Here is a 26,170-nt window from a genome sequence, read left to right as displayed (position 1 = left end):
TTGTTTTTTTGCAGATGATAATTGGGGAATAAATACCAATGATAAATGACTAATGACAACTGACAAATCAGTTGTAAATTGTTAGTAATATTTCCTGATTAAAGTGCGATCGCTACGTCAAAATTAAAGTAACTTTGACAGGGTAGAGCATTCGCTGATGCAAGTAACTTCACGCAGGCTAATCCAAATTACGCAAAAGTTTTGGCGACGGTTGAATCGCAGTCGCTGGGGGAAGGTTATTCTAGCTTTGCTGCTGATGTGCTTGGCGGTGCGCTTAATGCCCTATTTTGCGCCAGTTCGCGCTACAGATATTCAACAAAATCAGCTAGCGTTGCAATTTAGCGATCGCAATGGGCTACCTTTAGGAACTATACTGACTCGCGACCAAGAGCATACTGCTGTAGTCCCATTAAATCAGGTTTCGCCTCAGTTTATTCAGGCGATTTTGGCGGCGGAAGATAGCAGTTTCTATCATCATGGGGCGTTGGATTTAAAAGCAATCGCCCGCGCGATTAAGGAAGCGATTCACGCGAAAAAAATTGTCTCTGGTGCTTCGACGGTGACAATGCAGTTAGCACGGATGTTAGATCCGGTTCCCCGCAATCTTTCTGGTAAACTGCAAGAAATTTGGTTAGCTTGGCGGTTAGCTGCGGGGATGAATAAGGATGAAATTCTCGCAGCTTATATTAATCGTTTACCAATGGGGGGAAATATCTACGGTGTGGAAGCAGCATCTCGTACTTATTTTTCTATCCCCGCTCAGGATTTAAATGTTGCTCAGGCTAGTCTATTGGCTGCTATTCCTAATAATCCCACATATTTTGACCCGTTAGCCCATTGGCAACGGTTAAAGCAGCGTCAGAAATATGTTCTCAACCGCATGGTAGAGGATGGTTATATTAATTCTGCCTTAGCTGAACGCGCTTATACAGAAAAGGTAGTATTTCAATCCCGTCAACGCGGAATTATTGCTGCACCTCACTTTTTATTTTGGTTAGCCAGTCAGCAAAGTACCCCTCCCCCAACCCCTCCCCGCTTGCGGGGAGGGGTGGCGCAGCCGGGGTGGGGTTTGGCAGGACAAATTCACACTACAATAGATAGACCTTTACAGCAATTTGTGGAAGCACAGGTAAAACAAGTACTTGCTTCTTTAGCAGCGAATAATGTCCAAGATGCAGCCGCTTTGGTAATCGATAACCACACTGGGGAAGTTTTAGCTTATGTGGGTTCGCCCAATTATTTTGATGAAGCGAAACTCGGACGTAATGATGGCGTACAGGCGCTACGTCAACCCGGTTCTACCCTCAAGCCGTTTGTTTATGAGTTGGCGCTAGCTAAAGGTATAATTCGCCCAAATACAATTTTGGCAGATGTGCCGGCACATTACGCGATTCCCGGTGCGAAACTATATAGCCCTACAGATTATACCCAAAAGTTTCAAGGCCCGGTGCGGGTGCGGGTGGCGTTGGCGAATTCTTTGAATATTCCCGCAGTTAGGGTGTTAGAAAAGGTAGGCGTACCCGCTTTTTTAGAACATCTGCGTCAATTAGGCTTTGAACATCTCAATCAAACCCCGGAATATTATGGTTTAGGTTTGACTTTGGGTAGTGGAGAAGTCAGTCTGTGGGAATTAGCTAAGGCTTACGTGACGATGGCGCGACAAGGTGAAGCTGTATCGCTGGTTAGTACCATACCCCAAACATCAAACAGCAAACCCCAAACATCAAACCCCAACCCAACAACATGGCAATTAATTATTGATATGTTGAGTGATAATCATGCCCGCGCTACAGCTTTTGGTGTAGATTCTGTATTACATTTACCTTTCCCCACAGCAGTTAAAACCGGTACTTCTTCCAATTTCCGCGATACTTGGACGGTAGGATTCACAACAGATTACACTGTCGCTACTTGGGTAGGCAATTTCACAGGCGAACCGATGCGCCAAGTATCAGGAGTAACTGGGGCTGCGCCTTTGTGGAATCGTATCATGTTACATTTGCACGAACATCACGAACCAGAAAATTTCCCTTCACCTCAAGGTTTAGTGCAATTACCCATCTGTGCCATTTCTGGGTTAAAACCTACACCAGATTGTGCTTCCGTGGTGCAGGAATATTTTTATCCAGCAGACAAAATCGCCTATGAAAACCCACAACCAGGAGGTTTATCGCCAGAATATGATGAATGGTTAGCCAAACAGAAACCAGCAACTTTTAATACTAGCAATTTACGAATTATATCTCCGAATAATGGCGATTTGTTTTTGCTGTATCCAGGGGAACAAACAAGCCAAAAACTAGAGTTTAAGCTAATAGGAAAGACAGCTGAACCTGTAGAGTGGCGGTTAAATGGGGAAAAGCTTGCTATGGATACAGCTGATTCTTTATTTTGGCAGATTCGTCCTGGTAACTGGACATTGGAAGTGAAAAGTAAAAATAGTAGCGATCGCGTCAGCTTTCAAGTACAGTTATCCAAGAGTAAATCTACAAGACGAGGTTTTTCAATTGTTAATTCTCAGGTAAATCATGGCAGCCCATAAGTGTTATTGCGGAAGCTATCACCTAATGCTGACATGAAGATACTGGATGACATTGATACCAATTATCAACAATGGGACAGCAAATATAAGTCCGTAAATCCTTAAGCAGTTGTTAACTGAGTCTTATATCTACCCCAATACAGTCACTAATTGAAGAGATTGCTATTCCCGTAGGAATACTGAAAAAAATAAGATATTTCTTGCGAAATTTGCACTTTTCAATTTGATGATATACATTAGTGCTGAAGTTTTCATTAAAGGTTTAAATAGCCATGACAAACACCACGAATTCTCCCACCCAAGACAGTAAATCCACCAAGAAAAAACAGTCTTTCCCTAAGACAGATATTGGTTCGCCAAGAGTTCCCCTGAAAAAACGTCCAGTAAAACAGCAGCATGAGTCACTCAGCGATTGGGAACACGCGAGTTAATCACCTCATGGAAATCCCTAATTAAACAGTTGATCCGCAGTTGTCATGCGAGGACAATTATATTGATCGAATCTATCGATATTCACCAAAGCATTGCGATATAGAATCTTCTCTATCTTTTAGCAGTACGAAAGATCCTTACTAGGCTTATTGTCAGACGTTAATCAGAATTCTTTCTCAACCCAAATTCAGGTATTTGATTCTGCTGAACTAAGTCCCATAATATCGCTACCGCTTCACTTGCGATTCAATTGCCATCAACTGTACTCTCTGTACAGATACAGTAATTTTTCAGCAAATAACAATTTTGCCAAGCACAGATGTATCAGAGTGGGAATGTTGATTTTAAATAGCAGGGGCAGCAGCCACAATCATCAGTACTATTAGTACCATCATCAATAGCGAAATTTTGACGATTAGGTAATTGCTGAAGTCGGCTACTAAAGTATCGTGATACATAATTACCTCTCTTGGTGTGTCTCCATCAGACCAAAAACATTGAGGTGATAGGGAAACCAAGGTTATTTGTTAGCCTTGGTTTCTCTTTAAATCTATTTTCTCTCAATTATCGCTAGGTTCAAGAATAAGTAAACTTTAAGTAACATTTTTTAGCTTTGTGAAATTATTGGTTTTAGAGACGCGATGAATCGCGTCTGTACAATTTTCATTTGTAAGAGTTTATGACAAAACAAAGCCTGCTTTTGCAGGCTGCAACTTAAACTTATTGGAAGAATTTACGTAAGATTGCAGAAGCCCTGAGTATTAAAAGTTAGAACGAGAAGAACTAACGACATCACGGTTGCTATAAGCAGTATCGTCATCTCTGCGACTTTTACGTCCGAATAAACCAAACAAACCGAGTAAACCCAGCAAACCCCAATCACCATCAGCATAGTTACCATCGGTCAAAGGACGGTCTGTTGTGGTGGTGGTATCTGTTGTTGTACCATCATTAGTAGTGGTTTGAGCAGAAGCTGGTAAAACTGTAGGTGCGATCGCTAAACTCAACGCTAATACAGTAGTCCCAACAATTTTGGATACATCAAAGCGTTTCATAATTCAGTCCCCACTGAAATTTATTTAAGCAATAGTCACAGTTTATGAAGTTATCCCGCAACTAAAATCACTCGTTAGCTGGAGATGTATCTCTTCTATAAGTCGCATTTGTGTCAGTTACTCCTGTGGAAAGACGCACTCAATTTACTGCCTACTTAGGATGGTAAGGGTTGAAAGGTGACTGCACTAAACCAGGAGTTTGGACAATTATGAACAGTGTAATCCGACCACTAGCTGTAGTTACAGGTGCTTCTAATGGTATTGGCTACGAATTAGCTAAACAGTTCGCCCAAAACGGCTTTGACTTGCTGGTGACATCAACAGGAGCGACGATTAATCAAGCTGCACAAGCTTTTGCGGCGTTGGGTGCTAAAGTTGAGACAGTGCAGGCAGATTTGGCTACTTATGAGGGAGTAGAAAAATTATACCACAAGATTAAAGACATTCATCGCCCGGTAGATGCGATCGCAATTAATGCTGGTGTAGGTGTTGGCGGTGACTTTGCGCGGGAAACTAACCTAGACGATGAGCTAAATTTAATTAACTTGAATGTTGTATCTTCAGTTCATCTGGCTAAACGAGTGCTGAAAGATATGGTAGAACTAAACAGAGGAAAAATTCTCTTCACTTCGTCAATTGCTGCCATTATGCCAGGGCCATTTGAGGCGGTTTATGCAGCTTCCAAAGCATTTATACATTCTTTTTCAGAAGCATTACGCAACGAGTTAAAAGATACAGCCATTACAGTAACAGCACTGATGCCAGGCCCCACTGATACCAATTTTTTCCATCGTGCAGGGATGGATAATACCAAGGCGGGTGCAAATGAAAAAGATGATCCGGCGCTGGTGGCGAAACAAGGCTTTGAAGCATTAATGGCTGATAAGGATCATGTAATTGCTGGTTCTCTCAAAACCAAGATTCAAGGTAATGTGAGCAAGGTTTTACCTGATACCGTGAATGCTGAACAACACCGTCAGCTGACTGAACCTGGTTCAGCAAATAAATAAGTGAATGCCAAACATTTTATTTGATTTGTAATACTAATTCCAATACCCTTGGTGTTAGCGCCACATTCATACTAATAGGTTGGGATTACCTTGTGTAAACCCAACAAACTCCCGCAAATGTTGGGTTTCGTTCCTCAACCCAACCTACATCTACTAAAACAGAACATTACTCAAACTCTTGTGGGGTGGGCATCTTGCCCGCCCAAATAATGTGTAAGTCCCGAATTAGAAATTAATCTGACAAACGCCAAATTTTAATAATATTATCCGCACTCCCACCACTAGCAATATTCTTACCATCAGGGCTAGCAGCTACAGAATAAATATACCCCGAATCTCGCTTGAATGTGCGAATTTCTTTGCCAGTTTTTGTATCCCATAATTTAACTGTATTATCATTACTACCACTAATCAAACTCCCATTATTGAATATTTTATTAACTGCTATTTTCGGTAAATAAGCAACAGCATTAACTTTATCTGTATGACCTTGTAAGGTTATCATATTCTCCCCCGTTACCAGATTCCATAATTTAATAGTTTTGTCCTTACTACCACTAGCAAGAGTCATACCATCAGGACTAAAAGCAACGGTCAGAATTAATTGTGTATGTCCGCTAAAAGTGCGAATTTCTTTACCTGTTGCGACATTCCACAGTTTAATTTTATTATCCCAACTGCCACTAGCTAGAGTCTGTCCATCAGGGCTAAAACTAATCGTAGAAACTGCTTTATTATGTCCGGATAAGGTACTAATTACTGCTCCTGTAGAGACATTCCATAGTTTAATTGTGTTATCTAAACTCGCTGTAGCTAATGTATTACCATCAGGACTAAAAGCTACAGCCGCGATGCCATCTTTATGTCCTTTTAAAGTCCGAATCTCTTCCCCAGTAGAAATATTCCAAAGTTTGATATTTCTATCTGCACCACCACTAGCCAAGGTTTTACCATCAGGACTAAAGGCAACAGTCCAAATCCATTGTAAATGACCTTTTAGGGTGCGAATTTCTTGTTTAGTTTCTACATTCCAGAGTTTGATTGTCTTGTCATCACTCCCACTAGCTAAGGTTTTACCATCAGGACTAAAGGCGACAGAATTCACATCGCTAGCATGTCCTTTAAGGGTGTTACTTTGCTCAGGGTTATCTGTGATGTTTATTGGCTTGATAGGTTGAGAAAATCTAGTTGCTGGTTGTGAGCGAGAGTAGAAATAGCCAATGAATCCGAATAACAATAGCAAAATCCCTGCACCAATCAACCAAGGATTTTTTACCTTTGCTGTTTGGGTAGTTGCAGAACTGGAAATTATGGTATGTAGCAATGCTGCTGATGTCTGTTGTGGTGTTAAATCTTTGATAACTTCATCAGCAGATTGATAGCGTTGCTTAATATCTGTAGTTAATAGCTTATTAAGTACTCGATCTAAATCGACATTTGGAGAGACACCATTTCTCTGATTATGATTGACATATTGCTGCCAAGAGTTTACCCAACTATAGCCTTTTTGCATTAATAGTTGGGATGGGCGAATTTTAGTTAATAAATGAAAGCAAGTTGCACCTAAACTAAATAAATCGCTTGATGGATAAGCTTTACCATCCTGCATTTGTTCCATCGGAGTATAACCATGAGAGCCGATGGTTGTACCAATTTGTGTATGTACGGTTGCTGTTAATTGCTTAGACGAGCCAAAATCTATTAAAACTAATCGCCCATCGCTTTGACGGCGGATAATATTTTGCGGTTTAATATCTCGATGAATGACTCCGCGCTCGTGAATAAATTTGAGAATGGGAAGTAAATCTAACAAAAGTTGGATGATTTTTGTTTCATCATATATTGCACCTCGGCGTAATTCCTGCATCAAATTCTGCCCATCAATATATTGCTGGACTAAAAACAAATAATTGTCTTGTTCAAAGTAAGCTAAAAGCGTGGGAATTTGCGGATGTTCGCCTAATTTTTGCAGTTGTTTCGCTTCTTCTTTAAACAGTTCTACTGCTTTTTTTAAGGCAGCAGTTCCCTGAACTTTGGGTGCGAATTGTTTAACTACACACCATTCATTGAGTTTATCTACATCTTCCGCGAGATAGGTTCTTCCAAATCCACCTTCATCAGAAATGACTTTTATTACACGATAACGACCTCGTAAAAGTTCGATCAAGGGTGTATTGCAACTTTGGCAAACCTTGTTACTGTCAGGATTTTGCGGACTGAGACAATCGGGATTCAGACAGCAGCGCATACTGGAAATCCATATGCATATTGTGTATATATTAATTCATGACACATAATTTTGCTATAAAGTTGCTGATAATGATTATTTTGCATTCAGAAATTATTCTATAGGTAACTCAACAATTTAAAATTAAAAGTAACTTAGTCAAAGAGCGATCGCTTATAGCATCTTCTATCCTTATGGATTTAATTGAAACTTTCTATGTACTTTTAATAATCAGGGGTTAAACAAACTGCGATCGCATCTTGCTAAAGACATATATTTAAGAGGTGTGAGATAATGCCCCTAGCAAAACATCAAAAATTCCCTTTCCTGGCTCAATTAGCGATTTTCTTGACAATAGGTAACAGTTTTTTGGTAAGTAGTTTTTCTCTACCTATCAATGCTGTAGAAGTTCCCCTAGTTCTGCGAAAATTCATCATTGCTAAACCACCCGATGAAAGACAACCAGAAGCAGTAGAACAAGGAATTGAGCAAATTCCCACCTCTCAACCACCTGTAGCACCGCAACCTCGCCAATCTATTGATTCACCTCTACCTCCCCGCGTACCCCCGACAACTACAAATACAGCACCATCTCAACCTGTAAATCCAGCACCGCAGCCAAGACAAACTGTACCACCTCAACCTGTAAATCCAGCACCGCAGCCAAGACAAACTGCGCCATCTCAACCTGTAAATCCAGCACCGCAACCAAGACAAACTACGCCATCTCAACCTGTAAATCCAGCACCGCAACCAAGACAAACTACGCCATCTCAACCTGTAAATAATCGTTCTCCCCGTCCAGAGTCAGGACGGTATCAACCAACAACTAAACCACGTACAAATAACCAGCCAACTCGCGAAGTTTCGCCTGTTTCTCTACCCGCAAATCTCAATTACAAGCCAATTAACTTTGTTGATTTCGCTTTTGGGATTCTCAGCAAAGGTGATTTTCAATCTCAAGGTAGATATTATCACTTCTACCAATTTGAAGGCAGAGCAAATCAATTAGTGCAAATTCGGCTTGGTGGTAGCACTGATACGCGACGCTCAAATAATCTCAGTCTCAATCCTTATATGTTTCTGCTTGACCCAGATAATAATGTAATTGTCAAGCGCAGCAGTACACAAACAACAAATGGTATTAAAGATGCCTTTGTATTTGTCAGATTACCTGTTGACGGTACTTATACTATCGCCGTCACTAGTCGCAATCCTGGCGATACAGGCCGCTATAGTTTAGCACTGAGGAACGATCGCGCTAGCTATGTTTTAGACGAATCTGCGCAACTAACTGCCCAAAGTCTGACTTTAAAACAAAATAAAAGTCCTTACGATATTACCAAGTTTGAGGGCAAAAAAAATCAACTGGTTAGTATTCGTGCAGATAGCTTGTATGAGGAATTTTCCCCTTATTTAGTTTTGTTAAATTCTCAAGGTCAAATTATCGCTGCTGATAATGCTAATGATGGTAGATTTAGCGCCCTCATTGACCGTGCCAGATTACCTGGAGATGATACTTATTATGTGGTAGTGACCTCTGCTAATCCGCAGGAAAGGGGTAGATACAGATTGACTTTATATTAATTTGGGCATTGGGCATTGGGCATTGAAACAATTTTGGATTTTGGATTTGCGATTTTGGATTGGGTTTGAATCTAAAATCTAAAATCTAAAATCTAAAATTTCTTGTCCCTAATCTAATTTAACTGCTCAACTGGCCAAACTTTAATTTGACGGTCTTTACCGGCGCTGACAATGGTTTTACCATTGGGGTTAAAGGCTACAGCCCAAATTTTATTGGTATGTCCTTTAAAAGAGCGGATTTGTTTTCTTTCTAGCACATTCCAGAGTCTGACAGTGTTATCCCAGCCTCCACTGACAAGGGTTTTGCCATCGGGACTGAAAGCTACAGACCAAACTTTATTCGCATCGGCTTTGAGGGTACTGAGTTCTCGCCCTGTGCGCAAGTTCCACAGTTTAATTGTACCATCCCAACTCGCACTGGCAATAATTTTGCCGTTGGGACTAATCGCTATGGCATTGACTACATCGCTATGTCCTGCAAGACTTTGCTTAACAGAGCCATCAGCCAAATTCCATAGTTTAATTTTCTTTTCAAAATGATTTGTGCTAGCAAGGGTGTTGCCGTCTGGGCTAAAAGCTAGGGAATTGATAATATCACAATCCCCTTCTAGGGTGCGGATAACTTCTCCTGTGGTGACATTCCACAATTTAATCGTCTGATCCCAACCACCACTAGCTAAAGTATTGCCATCGGGGCTGAAGGCGACAGACTGAATTGAAAGTTTATGTCCTGTGAGAGTATGAAGTTCTGCACCTGTAGATAGATTCCACAGTTTGATAGTTTTGTCTATACTACCGCTAGCCAGGATACTTCCATCAGGGCTAAAAGCGATGGAATTTACCCAATTGGTATGACCAACTAAGGTACGCAGTTTCAAGCCAGTATTCAAATTCCACAATTTAATTGTGTTATCTGTACTGACGCTAGCAAGGGTGTTACCATCAGGACTTATGGCTACAGCTCTAACTGAGCCAGAATTTTCACTAAGATTTAAGATTTCTGATACTCGTTCATTAGTATCAGTCGAACTACTACCGGCAGCTAAGGGAACTTGCGAAGACAAAACCCCCCCGAATCCTAACACCAAGAAAGCTGTGGTTGTTAAGAATTTTAATTTTGAGTGAGTGAGATTTACAGACATCGCAGATCTCCCAGTATTACTGCCCGAATAATGCACAATAACATAGCTGGTACATCGCTAAAATTACTGAATATTATATTAAATTATTATGATGTGTGGTTACTTAACTTTATCTATGGCGACATTTGCCAAATCTTCATATTGTTGTCTTCGCTACCACTGATCAGGGTTTTGCTATCTGGGCTAAAGCTGAGAGAAGTGACGGTGTTTGTGTGGGCGTCTAGGGTAAGAATTTCTGCACCTGTGGTTAAATTCCATACTTTAATTGTGCGATCGCGGCTACCGCTAGCAAGGCTTTTTCCATCGGGATTTATAGCTAAAGATGTGACTGTATTATCATGCCCTACTAGTGTCCGAATTTCCATACCTGTAGTTAAATTCCACAGTTTAATTGTGGAATCGCGGTTTGCACTAACTAAAGTTTGACCATCAGGACTAATCGCTAAAGATGTAATCGTTTTGTTATCTCCTCTCAGAGTGCGGATTATGTAGCCTTTATCTAAATTCCATAATTTGATAGTTTTATCAAAGCTACCGCTAGCCAGAGTTTTTCCATCTGGACTCATAGCCAGAGAACGCACCCAGAATTCATGTCCTAGCAAGGTAGTAATTTCTCTACCGGTGTTTAAATTCCAAACTTTGATGGTGCTGTCATCGCTACCGCTAACCAAAGTGTGACCATCTGGGCTAATAGTTAAAGCATGAATTGAGTCAGTATGTCCCACCAAGGTGCGAATGAGCTTACCTGTTGCCACATTCCAGACTTTAATGGTGTTATCATCACTCCCACTGACCAATTTTTTGCCATTAGGGCTAAAAATGACCGCATTTACTCTTTGGGAATGACCCTTAAAGTTAAAGATAACTTGACCTGTGGCGAGATTCCATAATTTAATAATGCGATCGCTATTACTAGCCACCAATTGACCATCAGGACTAATCGCTACCGATAAAACCCCATTTGTACTGACTTGTAGGGTATTAACTAAAGAAATTTTCGCTAATGAGGTCGATGTTTGCGACTGCTGAGTTAAAACAGCTTCGGTATTTCGCGGACGATTATTTTGTTGACTGAGGCGAGACAATAAAATATTTTGTAAATCGAGAAATGGTTTATACCAAAAGTCACCAAAGCCAAATAACAAGAAAACAGCAGAAGTTAAGACTAATAGCCTCAAAAAACTATATTTTTTCGGTAAATATTGTGTTTGAGTCTTTGGTATTTTAGCCGAAGATTTAACTATAGGTAACAGTCGCTTTTGTTGTTTTTGTGACAAATCACGAATAACTTCATCAGCAGATTGATAACGCTTATGGATATCTTTTTGCAACAGCTTATCCATTACCCGATCTAATTCTGAAGACAGGGGTTTACGCAAATATTGTCGCCAATTTGTCACCCAAGAATAGCCATGTTCCGTCCACAATTGAAACGGAGAAATACCCGTCAGTAAATGAAAACAGGTAGTCCCCAAGCCAAATAAATCGCTAGCAGGATAAGCCTTCCCATCGCGAATTTGTTCGATAGGGGAGTAACCATGAGAACCAATGGAAGTACCAATTTTATTTTGGACTCTAGCTGTTAATTGCTTAGAAGAACCAAAATCAATTAAACATAAACCTCCATCACTGTGACGGCGAATAATATTTTCCGGTTTGAGATCCCGATGAATTACACCGCGCTCGTGAATATATTTCAGGATAGGTAATAAATCCAGCAAAAATGCGTGAATATCCTGATTTTTATAGGTTTTACCCTGCTGTAACTCCATTAACAAATTCTGACCATTGATAAATTGTTGTACTAAATACAAACAATGGTCTTGTTCAAAATAAGCCAATAAAGTCGGAATTTGCGGATGTTCTCCGAGTTGTTGTAGTCGTTTAGCTTCTTCAGCAAATAACTCCATCGCTTTTTTTTGCGACCAAGTTCCTTGAAACTTTGGAGCTAATTGTTTCACTACACAGCGTTCGTGTAATTTATCGACATCTTGAGATAAATAAGTTCTACCAAATCCCCCCTCATCCGAAAGGACGCGAATAACACGGAAGCGATTTCTTAACAGTCCTGAGAGTGGGGTGTTACAGGCTTGGCAAAACTTATTTTCATCGGCATTGAGTGGATTTGAGCAATCAGGATTTAAGCAGCAGATCATGAGATGACAGGCGCTACTGCATGACAAATTATGCTAAGTTGTACCCGCAATTTCCCTAGTTTTAGACTAGCTTTTGTTTACTGATGGTAGATTATCCCTGTTTTGGAAACGGGGAGTTACTTAAGATAGTCAGCGTTTGTAGATTATAGTCAATTTTCTCTTAATTGAGGAAAATTACAAGAGCTAAAATAATTATTTGTTGATGATATAATAATCAAATTTTTTGTTAGGGGCTAGGAGGACAACTTGTAGAGACGCGATTAATCGCGTCTCTGCCCCATGCCCTTATTTTTTATTTCCTCGCGCTTTCCATTCGCGAATAGCGATCGCAGTTCTTTGCGCAGGTGTTAAGTATGTTTGCGTAACTTCTGGTTGTTTATATGTCTTGGTTCTCGGTGGTTGGGTAGTTAAACAGTTTGTTAAAGTCGGTAAATAATTTTCTAATTCCAAGGCTCTCAGTACTTCTTGAGCCGACTTAAACCGCTCTTTTAGGGAAATTTTTACCATTTTGCCCAATATCTGCGCAAAACTATCACTTACCTTGACTTCTTTTTGCCAGGAAATCTCACCAGTATCATGATCGTAGGAAAGTTCTAAAGGGCTTTTACCAGTGAGTAAATAAATACAAGTCACTCCCAAAGCATAAATATCACTGGCATAAACTGGAGTTAAAGAAAACTGTTCTGGTGGCGCATATCCCATTGTGCCGACAAAATTAGTAGTCGCTTGACGATGAATTGAGTTTTGTTCAGCGTTGACTAATTCCTGTTTCACCGCACCGAAATCAATTAACACAATTCGCTCATCATCTTCGCAACGCAACAAGTTATGCGGTTTGATATCGCGATGAATTACGCCATGTTGATGGAGATATTTTAATACTGGTAATAATTCCTGCAAAAATTGTTTCACTGCGGCTTCACTCTTCGTTCCGCTTTTCTTTACTTCCCGCGCTAAAGTAGAACCACGGATATATTCTTGAACTAAATAAAACTCTCCCTTAATTTCAAAGTAGTCTAACAACATGGGAATTTGCGGATGACTACCTAGTTCGCCCAAAGCTTTGGCTTCTTTTTTAAAGCGCTGACAAGCCCTTTCCCAACTTTTGATACTGGTAACCTTTGGGCAAAGTTGTTTAATTACACACAAAGGCTTACCAGGTAATACCGCATTCTTGGCTAAAAAGGTAATCCCAAAGCCACCTCTACCTAAAACTTTGAGAATTTCATAGCGATCGCGAAATCTTTCGGAAGAGCCACACATGCGACCGAGCCGAGTTTCCTGTAAAATCCACTCGTGCAGCTGGGTTAATTGTGGCGGAAATCGATTCATCGCAACAAAGGCCAATCTTGATAGTCTTTAATTTATCTATAAAAGTAATCCTCTGTCAGTATGATTACTATATCTTTGCAGAATCCTGATTTATACCCCCACTTAACGCCAAAATTCTCTATCAAAAATTCATATTCATGAGTAAATTTACTATGGTTGTAAATATAACTGTGGAAAAGTAAAGGAATTGTACGCTAATGGACAATTGGTTAGTTATCAATTGGCACGCAATTTTTGTTCCGAGTATCAGCGTGCTGGAATTGATTATCAGGGGATCTTTAGTTTATTTGGCGTTGTTTTCGGTACTGCGCTGGCTACCTAGCCGACAAATGGGAACTTTAGGAATTACCGACTTACTGGTAGTTGTATTGTTTGCAGAAGCCGCCCAAAATGCAATGGCGAGTAATTATACATCGATTACCGAAGGAGCAATTCTGGTAGGAACTGTGATTTTTTGGAGCTATTTGCTTAACTGGTTGGGTTACAAACTGCCGCAGTTTCAGCGCTTACTTAATCCCCCGCCCTTGCTGTTGGTAAAAAATGGCAAAATGATTCACCGACATCTCGAACGAGAATTAATTACAGAAGATGAGTTAATGAGTAAGTTACGCCAGCAAAGTATCGAATATTTGGAAGATGTGAAGTTAGCATTTATGGAAGCTGACGGTAGCATTAGCGTCATCACCTCCGATAGCAAAACTAATTTGATTACTTCCGAAAAAAATAAATCAAAAAGCGATCTGTCCTAATAAAAATGTAAAATATGACGGTTGTATTCTGTGGCGGATTGTGATTGATCGTTATACCTTGCCCGAAATGGGTAATCTTTGGAGTGAAGCCTATAAGCTAGAAACTTGGTTACAAGTAGAAATTGCTGTTTGTGAAGCACAAGCTGAGTTGGGTTACATTCCGGCTGAGGCGGTTGCAGAAATTAAAGCCAAGGCGAATTTTGATCCCAAGCGGGTGTTAGAAATTGAGGCTGAAGTCCGCCACGATGTGATTGCTTTTTTAACAAATGTCAATGAATATGTTGGTGATGCTGGACGTTATATTCACCTGGGCTTAACAAGTTCGGATGTGTTAGATACAGCTTTAGCATTGCAATTGGTAGCCAGTTTAGATGTCATACTGCAACGTCTAGAAGATTTAATTCAAGCTATTCGCAATAAAGCCAAAGAACACCGTTATACGGTGATGATTGGTCGTTCTCACGGGATTCATGCCGAACCGATCACCTTTGGTTTTAAACTAGCTGGGTGGTTAGCTGAGGTATTGCGCCACGAAGAACGGTTACAAACGCTGCGCAAAACAATCGCTGTAGGTAAGATTTCTGGCGCAGTGGGAACCTATGCAAATATTGAACCACGTGTAGAAGCGATCGCTTGTCAAAAACTCGGACTCAAACCAGATACCGCCTCTACACAAGTTATCTCCCGCGACATCCACGCCGACTATGTACAGCAATTAGCCTTAGTCGCCGCATCAATTGAACGGTTTGCAGTGGAAATTCGTAACCTGCAAAAAACCGATGTTCTGGAAGTGGAAGAATTCTTCGCTAAAGGGCAAAAAGGTTCCTCTGCTATGCCACACAAACGTAATCCCATCCGTTCTGAACGCCTAACAGGGATGGCGCGACTAGTGAGAAGCCATGCAGGTGCAGCTTTAGAAGATGTAGCCCTATGGCACGAACGAGATATTTCTCACAGCTCTGTAGAACGGGTAATTTTGCCAGATGCTTGCATTTTAACCCATTTCATGCTGCATGAAATTACCGACTTAGTAACCAACCTGCTGGTGTATCCAGAGAACATGCAACGCAATCTCAACTGCTATGGCGGGGTAGTATTTAGCCAGAAAGTGCTACTAGCCTTAGTAGAAAAGGGAGTTAACCGGGAAGAAGCTTATGCGATTGTCCAATCAAATGCACACGCCGCTTGGAATAAACCAGAAGGAAACTTCCACGACTTAATTACCAAAGACCCCCGCGTCACCGCAAAGTTAACCTCAGCAGAAATTGAGTTATGTTTTGACCCCCAACAACATCTGCGGCACTTAGAACAAGTTTATCAACGACTAGGGATTTAAGAATGGGGCATGGGGCAAGAGTCAAGAGTCAAGAGTCAAGAGTCAATGGTCAATGGTCAATGGTCAAGAGTCAATAATCATTTATTTTCCTCCTTGTCCTCCTTGTCCCCCTTGTCCTCCTTGTCCCCCTTCCCTTGTCCCCCTTCCCCCCTTCTACCCACAAACAGAATTTTTTGTTGTAAAATATTATATAGCTGATATACTTACCCGCTTAAATCTGCTACTTCAATTAATTTTATTAAAAGCCTATTAAATAGCGCTTCTAGTGCCGTGATTATCGATATCCTAGCCGCACTTTCTGCTTCTGCGGCAGCAGGCATCAGAATAGGTTTACCCCTACTCATTATGGGATTTTTGCACGGAGTTCAGCTGTGGTCAAAAGTCCCGATTTTGTCCTATATTTCGCCACCATTGTTGATCGGCTTGTTCAGTATCTGGTCTTTAGTGGAACTGGTGGCTTCTAAAAGACGCTTGGGGCAAAGAGTTATACAAATATTTGAGTTAATATTTTCCCCAATTGTCGGCGCAATTCTCGGTTTAGCGGCTTGTTCCACAGCTATATTACCCCATTGGCTAATTGCTGTGATTTGTGGTTTATTAGCTTTGGTATTCCAACTCGTGCAAGTTGGCTGGTTTTATCGCTTGCGTGGTTTACCGTTGTGGGCAACATTTCTGCAAGATTTTTTGTGTGTAGTTTTAATTATCTTTGCCTTTCGTGCCCCTTGGCCAGGAGGATTAATTACTTTTATCCTCCTTTGGTTTGCAATTCACAGTGCTAAACAATGGTATGACTGGTATTGGCAATATCGCCGTCAGCAGTCAAAAAGGTAATACCAATTCTCTGTAAACTTGCACTTAATACTTGCTTCTTTTCTCTTGGCGTACTTGGCGTCTTGGCGGTTCCATTAAATAAATATTACAGCATCTTCCTGTAAATAGACCACGCTGTAGGGGCACGGCACCAGTAAAATTATTGTGTGTACCAAAAGATTGTCAATGCCGTGCCCCTACCACAGATGTGGTTCAAATAGGTGAAAACTGCTGTAACCTATGCGCTAGAAAGCACAGAACAGTTAGCGATGTGCATCTTAGGTCAAAGCAGCAATGGGCATGACGAAAGTTAGGCATTTGAGTGTAAACCCAAATACCTAAAGATTAAAGCCTATTGAAAATTATTAGGCTTGATTACACGTACCTCTGCGTTCTCCGGTTGAGGAGTTTGACAAGGGCAATTAGGTGGAGTCGTTGCCGGAGGTCGAACCAACGAAAGCAGCAATGGAATGGTTGTACTCAGTAGAGTTTTACTGACAACCAGCCGAAAACGAACCCTCACGCGAGGGTTGACTCTTTTTGATTTTTGTGGCACTATGATAAAATACTTCTGCCTTATAGACAGGGCAAGTTAAAAACAATATTTAAAGCAATCCCGTTACACAAAAGCCTGGCAGCACAAGTTTAGCGGGGTTTCTGCTTTAAAATTATCTAGAAACTACCGTACCAAAAATTACACGCGAAATCCACCGTAAGCTTCTAAGAATTTAGGTATAAATTTAAAAGATATACGTAGGGCATTATCTAATATACAGGTAATAGAAACATACTAAATTATTAATCTAACGCCGTCAAGTAGCCCCAATAATTTTTTTGAGGTCAACCAAAAACCATTAAAACTGCTGAGAAAACCTCAACCGCGCAAAACGGTTATCCAGCATTACCTACCCCAAATGCTTGCGATCAATAAGTTGTAACTTTCATCCCACAAGCGTTTCTTATTTTTTGATTTCTTACTACTGAGCGATCGCATTGGGTATGACTATGGTAATACCTGCCAAATCTTGATGATGCCATCCTGACTCCCACTAGCAAGAGTTTTTCCATCTGGGCTAAAAGCAACAGACCAAACTTGTTCTTTTTGCGCCATGAACGTACTCATCAGTTTGCCAGTACTAAGATTCCATAGCTTGATACTTCCATCTTGGCTACCACTAGCGAGAGTTTTTCCATCTGCACTGAAAGCAACCGCTCTCACTTCACCTTCATGACCAGTTAAAGTATTGATAAGTTTGCCAGTACTAACATTCCACAACTTAATAGCCTTGTCACGAATACCAATAGCTAAAATTTTTCCATCTGCACTGATGGCGACATCGTTAATTAATGATTGAGCATCGAAACTGCGGAGAAATTTACCACTATTAATATTCCACAAATTAATCGCGTTACCTGAACCATTTCTCGCAAATAAAGTCTGACCATCTGGGCTAAAAACGATGGGTACAGATTTGAAGTTATCAAATCCCTTTGTGGCAGCATTAGAATCATCAGGGATAGGAATGATTTTTCCAGTACGCCAATTCCACAACCTTATGTTAGCGCCTTGGTCAAGACCACTAGCTATTGTCTGCCCATCGGGGCTAAATACTATATCAATGACTGGTTGGGAATGCTGAAGGGTACGGATTAGTTTTCCTGTGTCAACATTCCATAAATTTAGATTTCCATTCTGACTCCCACTAGCCAGAATTTTACCATCTGGGCTAAAGTTAACAGCCCAAGCCTGTCCGGTAAAGGTACGGATAAGCTTTCCAGTGCTGGGATGCCAAAGTTTAACGGTTTTAGTACCAGCACTGGCCAGAAGAGTAGAAACATCAGGATTGTTTGCTTTCACCACTTCTGGAGAATAAGCAACAGAGTAACCTGAATCTGATGCTGTTGAAAGCTTGCGTAGTGGTTGACTATTTTGGGAAGATTGGCTAACTGAGTCCTGAAATTTGGCAGTCAATGTAGTGCAACCGCAAACAGTAGTCGTGACTAAGGTAAGAGTCCATACTGTGAGTACTTTCCCAAAGATTTGGTTGCGAGTCATTGTAGGTTTGCACCTCAAGGGTTGTATATGACTCGACTCATTCCACAACACACTGTTCCGTTGTCACCTTGACTGTGCTTTGCAGTTACAACAGTCCAATCATATGCAGTAGTCCGCGACCGGTAACTAGCTCGATAATTAAAGCAATAAATCCGAGCATGGCAATCCGGCCATTCCAGACTTCGGCGCTGGTGGTGATACCCCATTCCCAACGCTCTTGGGGATACATTTTCACCTTTTTCTTCATTTGAGTGACTTGGGACAGCTTGAGACTGGGTTTCTGCAAGGAATCAATCACTAAATCTGCCAAGGCTCTAATAAATACGGGATGGGTATTAGGAGCAGGTGCGCGGCGGAAGTTGTGAATTCCCGCTTCTTCAGCAATTTCCCGATATTCAATGTCGATTTCTTGTAATGTCTCAATATGCTCTGAGACAAAACTGATAGGTACGACAACTATATCCTGAACGCCTTTGGCTCCTAACTCTTTCAACGCATCTTCTGTGTATGGCTGCAACCACTCTACCGGGCCGACACGACTTTGATAAGCCAAGGTGTGAGCATTAGGACGGTTGAGGGTACGCATAATCAGAACTGTACATTCCTCAATTTCTTGCTGATAAGGATCGCCTGCTTCTTCAACATAGCTTTTTGGTACGCCATGAGCGCTGAAGAAAATGTGAACTTCATCAGGGTTAGGAAATTGATCGAGTTCTTGCGCAATGAGTTGTGCCATTGCTTGGAGATAATTACTTTGTTTATACCAAGAAGGAATAACAGTGTATTCAGCAGGCTGAAGTTTGGGATTTTCTTGCCAAAGTCTTTCTAATAGTCGGAAGCTAGAACCACTAGTACTAATAGAAAATTGGGGATACAGAGGTAAAATTACCAACTGTTCAATTTTATCTTGAGTTAAAAGCGCGATCGCTTCTTCGGTATAAGGATGCCAATAACGCATTCCCACATAGATATTAGCTTCTTGCCCCAAATCTTTCAGTTGTTCTTTGAGCGCTTCGCCTTGCGCTTCTGTAATCCGGCGCAGTGGCGAACCACCCCCGATATGCTTGTAGTTTTCTTGCGATGTCTTTGTCCGCCGGGAAGCAATGAACCAAGCTAGGGGTTTTTGCAGCCAACGAAAGGGTAGGCGAATAATTTCCGGATCGGAAAACAGGTTAAATAAAAATGGCCCTACATCTTCTAGCTTATCTGGCCCGCCGAGATTGAGTAATAAGACGCCTACACGACCCATAGCAGTTATTTTCCCCCAACCTTTTCAGTTTTTTTTACTAATGTTAACAATATATCTTTATTAAATATAAAGGTTAACAGGACGCAATGATGTCATGGCAACAATTTTAAGGGAATGGAGTTACCGCTATCAATGGCTATATGATGGCATTTCTGGTTTAGCGGCGTTAAGTATAGGCGGTGAAACTCGGTTTCGCCAATTAGCTTTGCAAGGGTTAACAATCAACTCACAGACGCAAATTTTAGATTTATGTTGTGGTAGCGGTCAAGCGACGCAATTTTTAGTGAAATCTTCACAAAATGTAACAGGATTAGATGCCTCTCCCTTATCTTTAAATCGGGCCCGGCAAAATGTACCTAGTGCTGTTTATGTAGAAGCTTTTGCCGAAAACATGCCCTTTACAGATGGTGAGTTTGATGTAGTGCATACGAGTGTGGCGCTACATGAGATGGAAAGCGAGCAATTAGGCAATATTTTGAGGGAAGTTTATCGAGTACTTAAACCAGGGGGTATATTTACCTTAGTAGATTTTCATGCTCCTACTAATCCTCTATTTTGGCCTGGGTTATCACTATTTTTGTTGTTGTTTGAAACCGAGACAGCTTGGCAGTTATTAAAAACTGATTTACCTAGCTTATTAGCAGAAATCGGGTTTACAGTCCCTGAACCCAAGTTATATGCAGGTGGTAGTTTACAGGTAATTCAAGCACACAAACCATCATGAAGCTCAAAAATTTAACAGTTCGCGGAAGTCCCCACCCTCAGCGCAGCAGGGTGGGGTAGTGACGCTTGCGACGACGAAAACATCTCCGAGCGATATCAACCGTCAGGTTGATTAGGGAGTGAGATGGTTGTTAGCGAAGCGGTAGCGACGAAGGAGCGTCGGAGTCGTCAATAGCTGGACTTGGTAGTCGGTCAATCCAGTCTTCAATCAATTGTGTCATCGTTTTTTCTTTGCTATTAGCATATAGTTTAAGCTTGTTGTATCTACGCTCAGACATCCGAAAACGTAATGATTTCTCTTTCATGGGTGTGTACACGTTACGCCATTTCTATGCTAATATATAAATGGTTGTTGACCCACCCACACGGCTCATAACAAACGGTCACAGTAGCGGCTCGACGGTGCGATTCGTTCACTCGAAATGAATATATGTTCAAGGATGAGTGACAGGTAGAAACAACCTGATAACTGATTGACTATGAGGGTGACTAACCCAGAAATCCTAAAGTATGGATTAGAAGTCCCTTCCCTTAGGTGCAAAGGTGAAAGCATCATCCCCAGGCTCGCGACTAGCCATCAACGCCTGAAGCGGGATGAAAAGGAGTAAGACTGATAGCCTAAATCGGTTCCCTTCTAGCAGGAACTTAAGAGTAGCACAAGCGAAAATGCATATGAGATGTCGTCACGCTAAACCAGTGGAATAAGGCTTACACACTGGAGCCAAAAGGCAAAGGATAAAAGGGCTAGCAACCGTAGATTGACTAGCAAGCACTCCCAATAAACCCGGCATAGAGCATTACTCTAAAAGTTCAAAACAATGGTCAATCGGAACGAAATAACCTACTTGTTTGCTCTTGGATGGTCGATACCAAGCAGGTGCTAACCGTATGCAACAGTTAGGAAAGATTGAATTAGAAGCGAACGCCTTGGGGCACTGCCACGACACAAAAACAGTTAATGATGGTTTAGCTGGAGGTATGCACTTGGACAAGCACCAAATTACTGAGGAGCCGGATGAAGGGAAACTTTCACGTCCGGTTTTGAAGACAAGTCGCTCTGGTGACGGAGCGGCTTAGTTTAATCGCGACCTCGTCTAAGAGCGTGAGAAAGGGGGAAAGACCTCGGTCACTGGTTCGCATGATTGCGCTCTGCGGTAAAAAATAAGCCACACAGAGGTGTACGTCCAAGTAATAAAACTGCCTGCGGGAGGCGGGCGGCTGCGCGGGTTCTCCCCATGAGGAGATAAAGGTAGCAATACCAGAAACGCTGTGTAAGACCATAATCGGGTTCAGTCCCGAATATCCTTGTGATATACCCAACGTGGCAACGGCGAATGAGACGCGAAACGTTGATGGTTGTTTTGATGAGCGATACGCAAAGAGCGAAGCAAGCCGGAGTACTTCACTGCCCTTGTGTTCTCCCCAAGGGCATTAAATTAAAATTGTTGACGAAAATGAGAACAACTACGCAACTATGCTATGTGCGCAGCTTTTTGCTTGCGCTTCATCCACAAACCCAAACCAGCTGCAACTATAGTACTACCAATAGTTAGAGGCTCAGGAACCGATGGTGGTTCTAGCGCGATCGATGTACTAATTGAAAAATTAGATTTAGTTGTGTGTCGTTCTGCAAAGAAGAGATTGAAATCATAAGTTTTCCCAGCAATCAGACCTAGAGTATCAAGATTTACGCTTCCTGTCTGTATTTGGTGAACGCCACCGAGATCTATGGCTAGTTTCTTATCAATGAAAACCCACAGATCGTCATCTCCACTAAATGTAAAGATTTGTCCAGGTTGATAAGTAAACTTAGAAGCAATTTCGTAAGTAAAGTGATAGTTGTGCTTACGTCCCTGATTACCCAATAGCTCACCATCAATGGGGAAGAAATTGTTGTTAGTATACGAGTAAATACCAGGAGGATTACCAGTATCGTCTAAGGTAATACTATACTGTTTACTTTGATTCACACCTGAAACATCTCGATACCATTGGTCAAAGTTTTCTTGACCGCTAGTTGTTGGGTTATCTGCTTGACCTGCATATACTGGCTTACCGTCTGCACCTAGTATTGATTGCACAATACCTTTATCGCTCTTAATTAATTTTTCAAAGTCTGGATGGGTATCGTTAAAGTCGCGAATTGTGCCTGTTAAGGTGATGGTAGCAGCATTGGCAGAAGATGCAGCGAACATCGCCATGATACTTACACCCAAAGCTTGTAGTAATACAGTGGGTTTCATCATTAATTAATTTCTCCAAATTGCTAATTGTTCACAACAGAAATGAAAATTCTGCTGATATGTAACCTGAAAATACATTGTCAATTCTGTGGTAAGAAAATTTCTTACTTACACAAAAAATCACGGCTGAGAAAATCTTGATGCAAGTCGTGAAGTAGATGAGATGTTTGAGATAAATCCAAAAAATTAGTTTCACCTAAATTTCCTGAATCTCAGTAATATTTCGGTCAGGTAGCCCTGTATCTTTACATCATTTTATAGATAAGTACGTTTGTTTAACAACAATAAAACTGTGTCTATACAATTTCTTTATCAAAAAAACACACAGTATTTTTTTATTTTTAGACAATTTTGAATTATGTTTAGCACCCATTAATTAGTTATATGAAGGTTATTTGCTAGTTAACAAAAGGTAAAAAATACTCCTCTACGCAGTTAAGCTCAGAGGAGTGATTTGGGGGAAAGACTTGGATCGTAGACAGTGTAAAGCTTATTGCCAGATATAGATCAGAATGAACAAAACAATCCAGATAACATCGACAAAGTGCCAAAACAGTGAAGTTGCATTTACACCAAAGTGGCCGTTGTCGTAATTACCAGGAAGAAAAGAGCGAATCAAAATGATTAGCTGCAATAAAATACCGGTGAATACGTGCAAACCGTGGAAGCCTGTTAGGAGATAGAACATGCCACCAAACGTCCCGGAAGTAAAGCCAAAGGCTAGTCCGTGCCATTCAATCGCCTGTCCTAGCAAAAAGTAGCTACCCATAGCCATTGTGGCTGCGAGAAACAGACGAAATTTTAATAAATCATGGCGTTGTAGGGCGCGTTCTGCCAGGTAAATCACAAAGCTACTAGAAACCAGAATAATTGTATTGATTGCTGGGTCTTTAATTTCTAAACCAGAAACCCCAGCTGGTAACCAATTAGGCGTGGTGATTTTGTAAACGATATAGCCAGCGAAAAAACTCAAGAAAATGACGCTTTCTGAGATTAAGAAGACAATAAAGCCAAACATTTTATTGCCTTCTTCATCGTGAGTATGCTCACCATCTAGGTGATGCAACTCCTCAGTGGTAATATAACTATCCATTGGTTAAATTCTCCTTGACCTTACAGACTGCGGCAATTTAGGGGTTAGGGGCTAGGAAACAGAGCTAGCTAGTAGGTTGGGTTGAGGAACGTAGACCTGTTCGCGGAGCGTTCTCGTTCCCTCGAAGAGGGTTCCCGAAGGGTAGAGTAGGGGCTTCCCGCAGGGTAACCCAACATTTACGTAACTTCGTTGGGTTGCGCTTACTTTCCACAACCTACTAGTAGTCTGTCAATTTTGTTTTGAGGAATTTTTGGTAGTGCGGGCAGCGTTCGACTGAGCGCTCACGCCGAAGTCTTGCCCGCGTGAGCGAGACGCTCACACTACTGTCCCTCATTTCAACCCTGACAGACTACTAGCCCCTATTGCATTACTTATGACTGGGACTGTTGATGAGCCTGAAGAGTTAAGGGTTCAGACTTACCGTAGCCGTAGGGTTCGCTAATGACGATGGGGATTTCTTCAAAGTTTTCTACTGGGGGTGGTGAAGAAACTAACCATTCCAACCCAATCGCCCGCCAGGGATTGCTGAGTGCTTTCGGCCCATGCATCCAAGAAACAATCATGTTGAAGATGAAGGGCAAAGTAGACATACCTAAGAGGAAGGAACCAAGACTAGCGATGATGTTCCAAAATTCATATTCTGGGGCGTAGGAGGAAACCCGGCGTAACATCCCTTGCAATCCTAAGGGGTGCATGGGTAAAAAGTTGAGGTTCACGCCAATGAATGTTAACCAAAAGTGCAATTTACCCCAGCTTTCGTAATACATCCGACCGGTCATTTTGGGGAACCAGTGATAGAAGGCTGCATACAAGCCCATTGTCACGGTACCGAAGAGTACATAGTGGAAGTGACCGACAACAAAATAGGTGTTGTTCACATGTACGTCTACAGGTACGGAGGAAAGCATAATACCAACGATACCGGCGAAGACGAACAAAATTAATCCCCCAAGGGCAAATAGCATGGGTGTGGTGAGTCGCAATTTACCACCCCAAATGGTTGCTACCCAAGCAAAGACTTTGATACCAGTGGGTACGGATACTAACATCGTCGTCAACATGAACAGCATCCGCATCCAAGCAGGTGTACCACTGACATATAGATGGTGTACCCAAACAATGGCACTAACTACGGCAATTAAGAGAGAAGAAACTGCAACTACTTTGTAACCGAATAAAGGTTTACGGCTATATACGGGGAAGATTTCCGAGAAAATACCAAAGATAGGCAGAATAATCACATATACGGCTGGGTGGGAGTAGAACCAGAAGTAATGCTGGAACATAACTGGATTCCCACCTTTGCTGGGGTCGAAAAAGGCTGTACCAGCAGTGAGGTCAAGTAACAGCATGACTGCGCCAGCAGTCAAGGCAGGTAGACCGAAAAGTTGGATGATTTGGGCGCTTAATACTGCCCAAACGAAGAGGGGCATCCGGAAGAAGGTCATGCCTGGGGCCCGCATTTTGACGATGGTGGTGACAAAGTTAACTGCCCCCATAATCGAGGAAACACCGGATATGGCAACTGCTAATAACCAGATGACTTGACCGTTAATTAAATGACCTGTGGGATTTTGCAGACTGACTGGTGGATAAGCCCACCAACCTGCTTGGGCAGGGCCGCCGGGAACAAAGAAACTAGCCATTAAGAGAATGCCAACAACTGGCACCATCCAAAAGGCGATCGCATTTAGGCGGGGAAAGGCCATGTCTCGCGCCCCAATCATCAGAGGCACTAAATAGTTAGCAAATCCTACAAGAGATGAGCGTACAAGGGACATCTCCAGATATTGCAAGACAGAACGGTCTTAAAGCTCAATTAATGTCCTCATAGAGAAGTCATTGAGAAGCCCACACTCACCCTGAAAGGGGAGTGTGTGGAGTACGTCACTTTAAGCGCCAGTTATCAAATAATTTTTTGGATCAGAGTTTTTCCAAGATATTTTCGTATACAGTACAAAATTCTGCTTTTAAACATGCTGTCTCAAGGTAAAGACAACATGGGGGAATATATAAAATCTTATTTTAATTGTTGCTACTGGCACTATTGATGTAGTTTCTGCAAAAGTTAGGAAGTGGTTGGTTTAGTTGACGGTTGACGGTTGACAGTTAACTGCTAAACTAACTCAACAAGTCTTTACCGTCACCAGTCATCAGTCATCAGTCATCAGTCACCAGTCAACATCGCATTATCCGCAGGTAATTCTAATACACGCAATAATTGAAACCTCGCTTGCCAACCCTGCGCTTTTAAAGTTTGGTTATAACGCACACGCTTTCCAATCGCATAGCGGATAGTTTTAGCTGCAACAAAAGTTCCTCTTCCCCTATCAACTCGTAATAATCCCTCATTTTTTAAGAGTGCGATCGCTTGTCTAATAGTATGGCGATTGACTGCAAACTGTTCCGCTAACTTGGTTTCCGTTGG

General features: G+C 41.6%; 20 protein-coding genes and 1 pseudogene. 9 read left to right on the top strand and 12 right to left on the bottom strand.

Features of this window, described 5'->3' with window-relative positions; all coding sequences use genetic code 11:
* Positions 1 to 157: 157 nt before the first annotated feature.
* Positions 158 to 2,542 carry a penicillin-binding protein 1C gene (pbpC, locus tag AACW45_RS35560; RefSeq protein WP_190630405.1) on the top strand — a complete coding sequence of 795 codons (2,385 nt, stop codon included), beginning with the start codon at positions 158 to 160 and terminating at the stop codon, positions 2,540 to 2,542.
* 272 nt (positions 2,543 to 2,814) lie between these two features.
* Positions 2,815 to 2,973, top strand: coding sequence for a hypothetical protein (locus AACW45_RS35555; RefSeq protein ID WP_190630403.1), 159 nt, complete (start codon positions 2,815 to 2,817; stop codon positions 2,971 to 2,973).
* A gap of 345 nt (positions 2,974 to 3,318) precedes the next feature.
* Here AACW45_RS35555 and AACW45_RS35550 read toward each other — a convergent pair whose 3' ends face one another.
* A complete protein-coding gene (locus AACW45_RS35550) occupies positions 3,319 to 3,492 on the bottom strand; it encodes a hypothetical protein (protein WP_190630401.1) in 174 nt (57 codons plus the stop codon).
* 243 nt (positions 3,493 to 3,735) lie between these two features.
* The gene (locus AACW45_RS35545) at positions 3,736 to 4,029 is read right to left on the bottom strand and encodes a WGxxGxxG family protein (RefSeq protein WP_190630399.1); all 294 of its coding nucleotides are present in this window, start codon (positions 4,027 to 4,029) and stop codon (positions 3,736 to 3,738) included.
* Positions 4,030 to 4,238: 209 nt separating this feature from the next.
* Here AACW45_RS35545 and AACW45_RS35540 point away from each other — a divergent pair, with 209 nt between their 5' ends.
* Positions 4,239 to 5,039 (top strand): SDR family NAD(P)-dependent oxidoreductase, encoded by an 801-nt coding sequence (locus tag AACW45_RS35540; protein ID WP_190630396.1) that lies wholly within the window; start codon positions 4,239 to 4,241, stop codon positions 5,037 to 5,039.
* A 232-nt stretch (positions 5,040 to 5,271) separates the two neighbouring features.
* On the opposite strand, the gene AACW45_RS35535 is transcribed toward AACW45_RS35540, so the two are convergent.
* A complete protein-coding gene (locus AACW45_RS35535) occupies positions 5,272 to 7,287 on the bottom strand; it encodes a serine/threonine-protein kinase (RefSeq protein WP_190630394.1) in 2,016 nt (671 codons plus the stop codon).
* Between the two features lie 273 nt (positions 7,288 to 7,560).
* Between AACW45_RS35535 and AACW45_RS35530 the strand changes: the two genes are divergently transcribed.
* Positions 7,561 to 8,853, top strand: coding sequence for a PPC domain-containing protein (locus tag AACW45_RS35530; protein ID WP_190630392.1), 1,293 nt, complete (start codon positions 7,561 to 7,563; stop codon positions 8,851 to 8,853).
* A 113-nt stretch (positions 8,854 to 8,966) separates the two neighbouring features.
* Here the strand turns inward: AACW45_RS35530 and AACW45_RS35525 are convergent, their stop codons facing one another.
* From AACW45_RS35525 to AACW45_RS35515, 3 genes are all read right to left on the bottom strand, one after another.
* Positions 8,967 to 9,995, bottom strand: coding sequence for a WD40 repeat domain-containing protein (locus tag AACW45_RS35525; protein ID WP_190630390.1), 1,029 nt, complete (start codon positions 9,993 to 9,995; stop codon positions 8,967 to 8,969).
* Positions 9,996 to 10,108: 113 nt separating this feature from the next.
* Positions 10,109 to 12,151 (bottom strand): serine/threonine-protein kinase, encoded by a 2,043-nt coding sequence (locus AACW45_RS35520; RefSeq protein WP_190630389.1) that lies wholly within the window; start codon positions 12,149 to 12,151, stop codon positions 10,109 to 10,111.
* A gap of 285 nt (positions 12,152 to 12,436) precedes the next feature.
* Positions 12,437 to 13,483: a serine/threonine-protein kinase gene (locus tag AACW45_RS35515; protein ID WP_190630387.1), complete on the bottom strand. Its 1,047-nt coding sequence runs from the start codon at positions 13,481 to 13,483 to the stop codon at positions 12,437 to 12,439.
* A gap of 197 nt (positions 13,484 to 13,680) precedes the next feature.
* On the opposite strand from AACW45_RS35515, the gene AACW45_RS35510 reads away from it, so the two are divergent.
* The 3 genes from AACW45_RS35510 to AACW45_RS35500 all read left to right on the top strand — a co-directional run bounded on the left by AACW45_RS35510 (position 13,681) and on the right by AACW45_RS35500 (position 16,399).
* The gene (locus AACW45_RS35510; protein ID WP_190630385.1) at positions 13,681 to 14,232 is read left to right on the top strand and encodes a DUF421 domain-containing protein; all 552 of its coding nucleotides are present in this window, start codon (positions 13,681 to 13,683) and stop codon (positions 14,230 to 14,232) included.
* Positions 14,233 to 14,272: 40 nt separating this feature from the next.
* The gene (gene purB / locus AACW45_RS35505; RefSeq protein ID WP_190630383.1) at positions 14,273 to 15,568 is read left to right on the top strand and encodes an adenylosuccinate lyase; all 1,296 of its coding nucleotides are present in this window, start codon (positions 14,273 to 14,275) and stop codon (positions 15,566 to 15,568) included.
* A 273-nt stretch (positions 15,569 to 15,841) separates the two neighbouring features.
* Positions 15,842 to 16,399, top strand: a complete 558-nt coding sequence (locus tag AACW45_RS35500; RefSeq protein WP_190630660.1) for a DUF4126 family protein — start codon at positions 15,842 to 15,844, stop codon at positions 16,397 to 16,399.
* A 982-nt stretch (positions 16,400 to 17,381) separates the two neighbouring features.
* Here AACW45_RS35500 and AACW45_RS35495 read toward each other — a convergent pair.
* Together AACW45_RS35495 and hemH are read right to left on the bottom strand one after the other, a co-directional pair.
* Positions 17,382 to 18,434 carry a WD40 repeat domain-containing protein gene (locus AACW45_RS35495; protein ID WP_190630381.1) on the bottom strand — a complete coding sequence of 351 codons (1,053 nt, stop codon included), beginning with the start codon at positions 18,432 to 18,434 and terminating at the stop codon, positions 17,382 to 17,384.
* A gap of 85 nt (positions 18,435 to 18,519) precedes the next feature.
* Complete coding sequence (gene hemH, locus AACW45_RS35490) at positions 18,520 to 19,683, bottom strand: ferrochelatase (RefSeq protein ID WP_190548662.1); 1,164 nt, start codon at positions 19,681 to 19,683, stop codon at positions 18,520 to 18,522.
* 94 nt (positions 19,684 to 19,777) lie between these two features.
* Between hemH and AACW45_RS35485 the strand changes: the two genes are divergently transcribed.
* Together AACW45_RS35485 and AACW45_RS35480 are read left to right on the top strand one after the other, a co-directional pair.
* Positions 19,778 to 20,407: a class I SAM-dependent methyltransferase gene (locus AACW45_RS35485; RefSeq protein WP_190630379.1), complete on the top strand. Its 630-nt coding sequence runs from the start codon at positions 19,778 to 19,780 to the stop codon at positions 20,405 to 20,407.
* 854 nt (positions 20,408 to 21,261) lie between these two features.
* Entirely contained in the window at positions 21,262 to 21,483 is a 222-nt protein-coding gene (locus tag AACW45_RS35480) for a hypothetical protein (RefSeq protein ID WP_190630706.1), read from the top strand.
* 395 nt (positions 21,484 to 21,878) lie between these two features.
* On the opposite strand, the gene AACW45_RS35475 is transcribed toward AACW45_RS35480, so the two are convergent.
* The 4 genes and pseudogenes from AACW45_RS35475 to AACW45_RS35460 form a co-directional block, all read right to left on the bottom strand.
* Positions 21,879 to 22,652 (bottom strand): PEP-CTERM sorting domain-containing protein, encoded by a 774-nt coding sequence (locus AACW45_RS35475; protein WP_190630376.1) that lies wholly within the window; start codon positions 22,650 to 22,652, stop codon positions 21,879 to 21,881.
* Between the two features lie 487 nt (positions 22,653 to 23,139).
* Positions 23,140 to 23,742, bottom strand: coding sequence for a cytochrome c oxidase subunit 3 (locus AACW45_RS35470; RefSeq protein ID WP_190548659.1), 603 nt, complete (start codon positions 23,740 to 23,742; stop codon positions 23,140 to 23,142).
* 371 nt (positions 23,743 to 24,113) lie between these two features.
* A pseudogene (locus AACW45_RS35465) lies at positions 24,114 to 25,505 on the bottom strand (cytochrome c oxidase subunit I); the annotation flags it as partial.
* Positions 25,506 to 25,909: 404 nt separating this feature from the next.
* Positions 25,910 to 26,170 (bottom strand): GntR family transcriptional regulator (locus tag AACW45_RS35460; RefSeq protein ID WP_242045569.1); only part of this gene is annotated, 261 nt, incomplete at its 5' end.

This window comes from Calothrix sp. FACHB-168 (genome assembly GCF_963889195.1).
In the GTDB taxonomy this organism is placed as follows: Bacteria; Cyanobacteriota; Cyanobacteriia; order Cyanobacteriales; family Nostocaceae; genus Aulosira; species Aulosira anomala_A.
Note: the sequence above shows the minus strand (reverse complement) of the source record. Positions and strands in the feature narration are given on the sequence as shown.

What these genes read in the sequence shown, in the direction of transcription:
- pbpC (WP_190630405.1), top strand. Translation starts at nt 158, where the DNA reads ATGCAAGTAACTTCACGCAGGCTAATCCAAATTACGCAAAAGTTTTGG.
- AACW45_RS35555 (WP_190630403.1), top strand. Translation starts at nt 2,815, where the DNA reads ATGACAAACACCACGAATTCTCCCACCCAAGACAGTAAATCCACCAAG.
- AACW45_RS35545 (WP_190630399.1), bottom strand. Translation starts at nt 4,029, where the DNA reads ATGAAACGCTTTGATGTATCCAAAATTGTTGGGACTACTGTATTAGCG.
- AACW45_RS35540 (WP_190630396.1), top strand. Translation starts at nt 4,239, where the DNA reads ATGAACAGTGTAATCCGACCACTAGCTGTAGTTACAGGTGCTTCTAAT.
- AACW45_RS35535 (WP_190630394.1), bottom strand. Translation starts at nt 7,287, where the DNA reads ATGCGCTGCTGTCTGAATCCCGATTGTCTCAGTCCGCAAAATCCTGAC.
- AACW45_RS35530 (WP_190630392.1), top strand. Translation starts at nt 7,561, where the DNA reads ATGCCCCTAGCAAAACATCAAAAATTCCCTTTCCTGGCTCAATTAGCG.
- AACW45_RS35525 (WP_190630390.1), bottom strand. Translation starts at nt 9,995, where the DNA reads ATGTCTGTAAATCTCACTCACTCAAAATTAAAATTCTTAACAACCACA.
- AACW45_RS35520 (WP_190630389.1), bottom strand. Translation starts at nt 12,151, where the DNA reads ATGATCTGCTGCTTAAATCCTGATTGCTCAAATCCACTCAATGCCGAT.
- AACW45_RS35515 (WP_190630387.1), bottom strand. Translation starts at nt 13,483, where the DNA reads ATGAATCGATTTCCGCCACAATTAACCCAGCTGCACGAGTGGATTTTA.
- AACW45_RS35510 (WP_190630385.1), top strand. Translation starts at nt 13,681, where the DNA reads ATGGACAATTGGTTAGTTATCAATTGGCACGCAATTTTTGTTCCGAGT.
- AACW45_RS35495 (WP_190630381.1), bottom strand. Translation starts at nt 18,434, where the DNA reads ATGACTCGCAACCAAATCTTTGGGAAAGTACTCACAGTATGGACTCTT.
- hemH (WP_190548662.1), bottom strand. Translation starts at nt 19,683, where the DNA reads ATGGGTCGTGTAGGCGTCTTATTACTCAATCTCGGCGGGCCAGATAAG.
- AACW45_RS35485 (WP_190630379.1), top strand. Translation starts at nt 19,778, where the DNA reads ATGGCAACAATTTTAAGGGAATGGAGTTACCGCTATCAATGGCTATAT.
- AACW45_RS35475 (WP_190630376.1), bottom strand. Translation starts at nt 22,652, where the DNA reads ATGATGAAACCCACTGTATTACTACAAGCTTTGGGTGTAAGTATCATG.
- AACW45_RS35470 (WP_190548659.1), bottom strand. Translation starts at nt 23,742, where the DNA reads ATGGATAGTTATATTACCACTGAGGAGTTGCATCACCTAGATGGTGAG.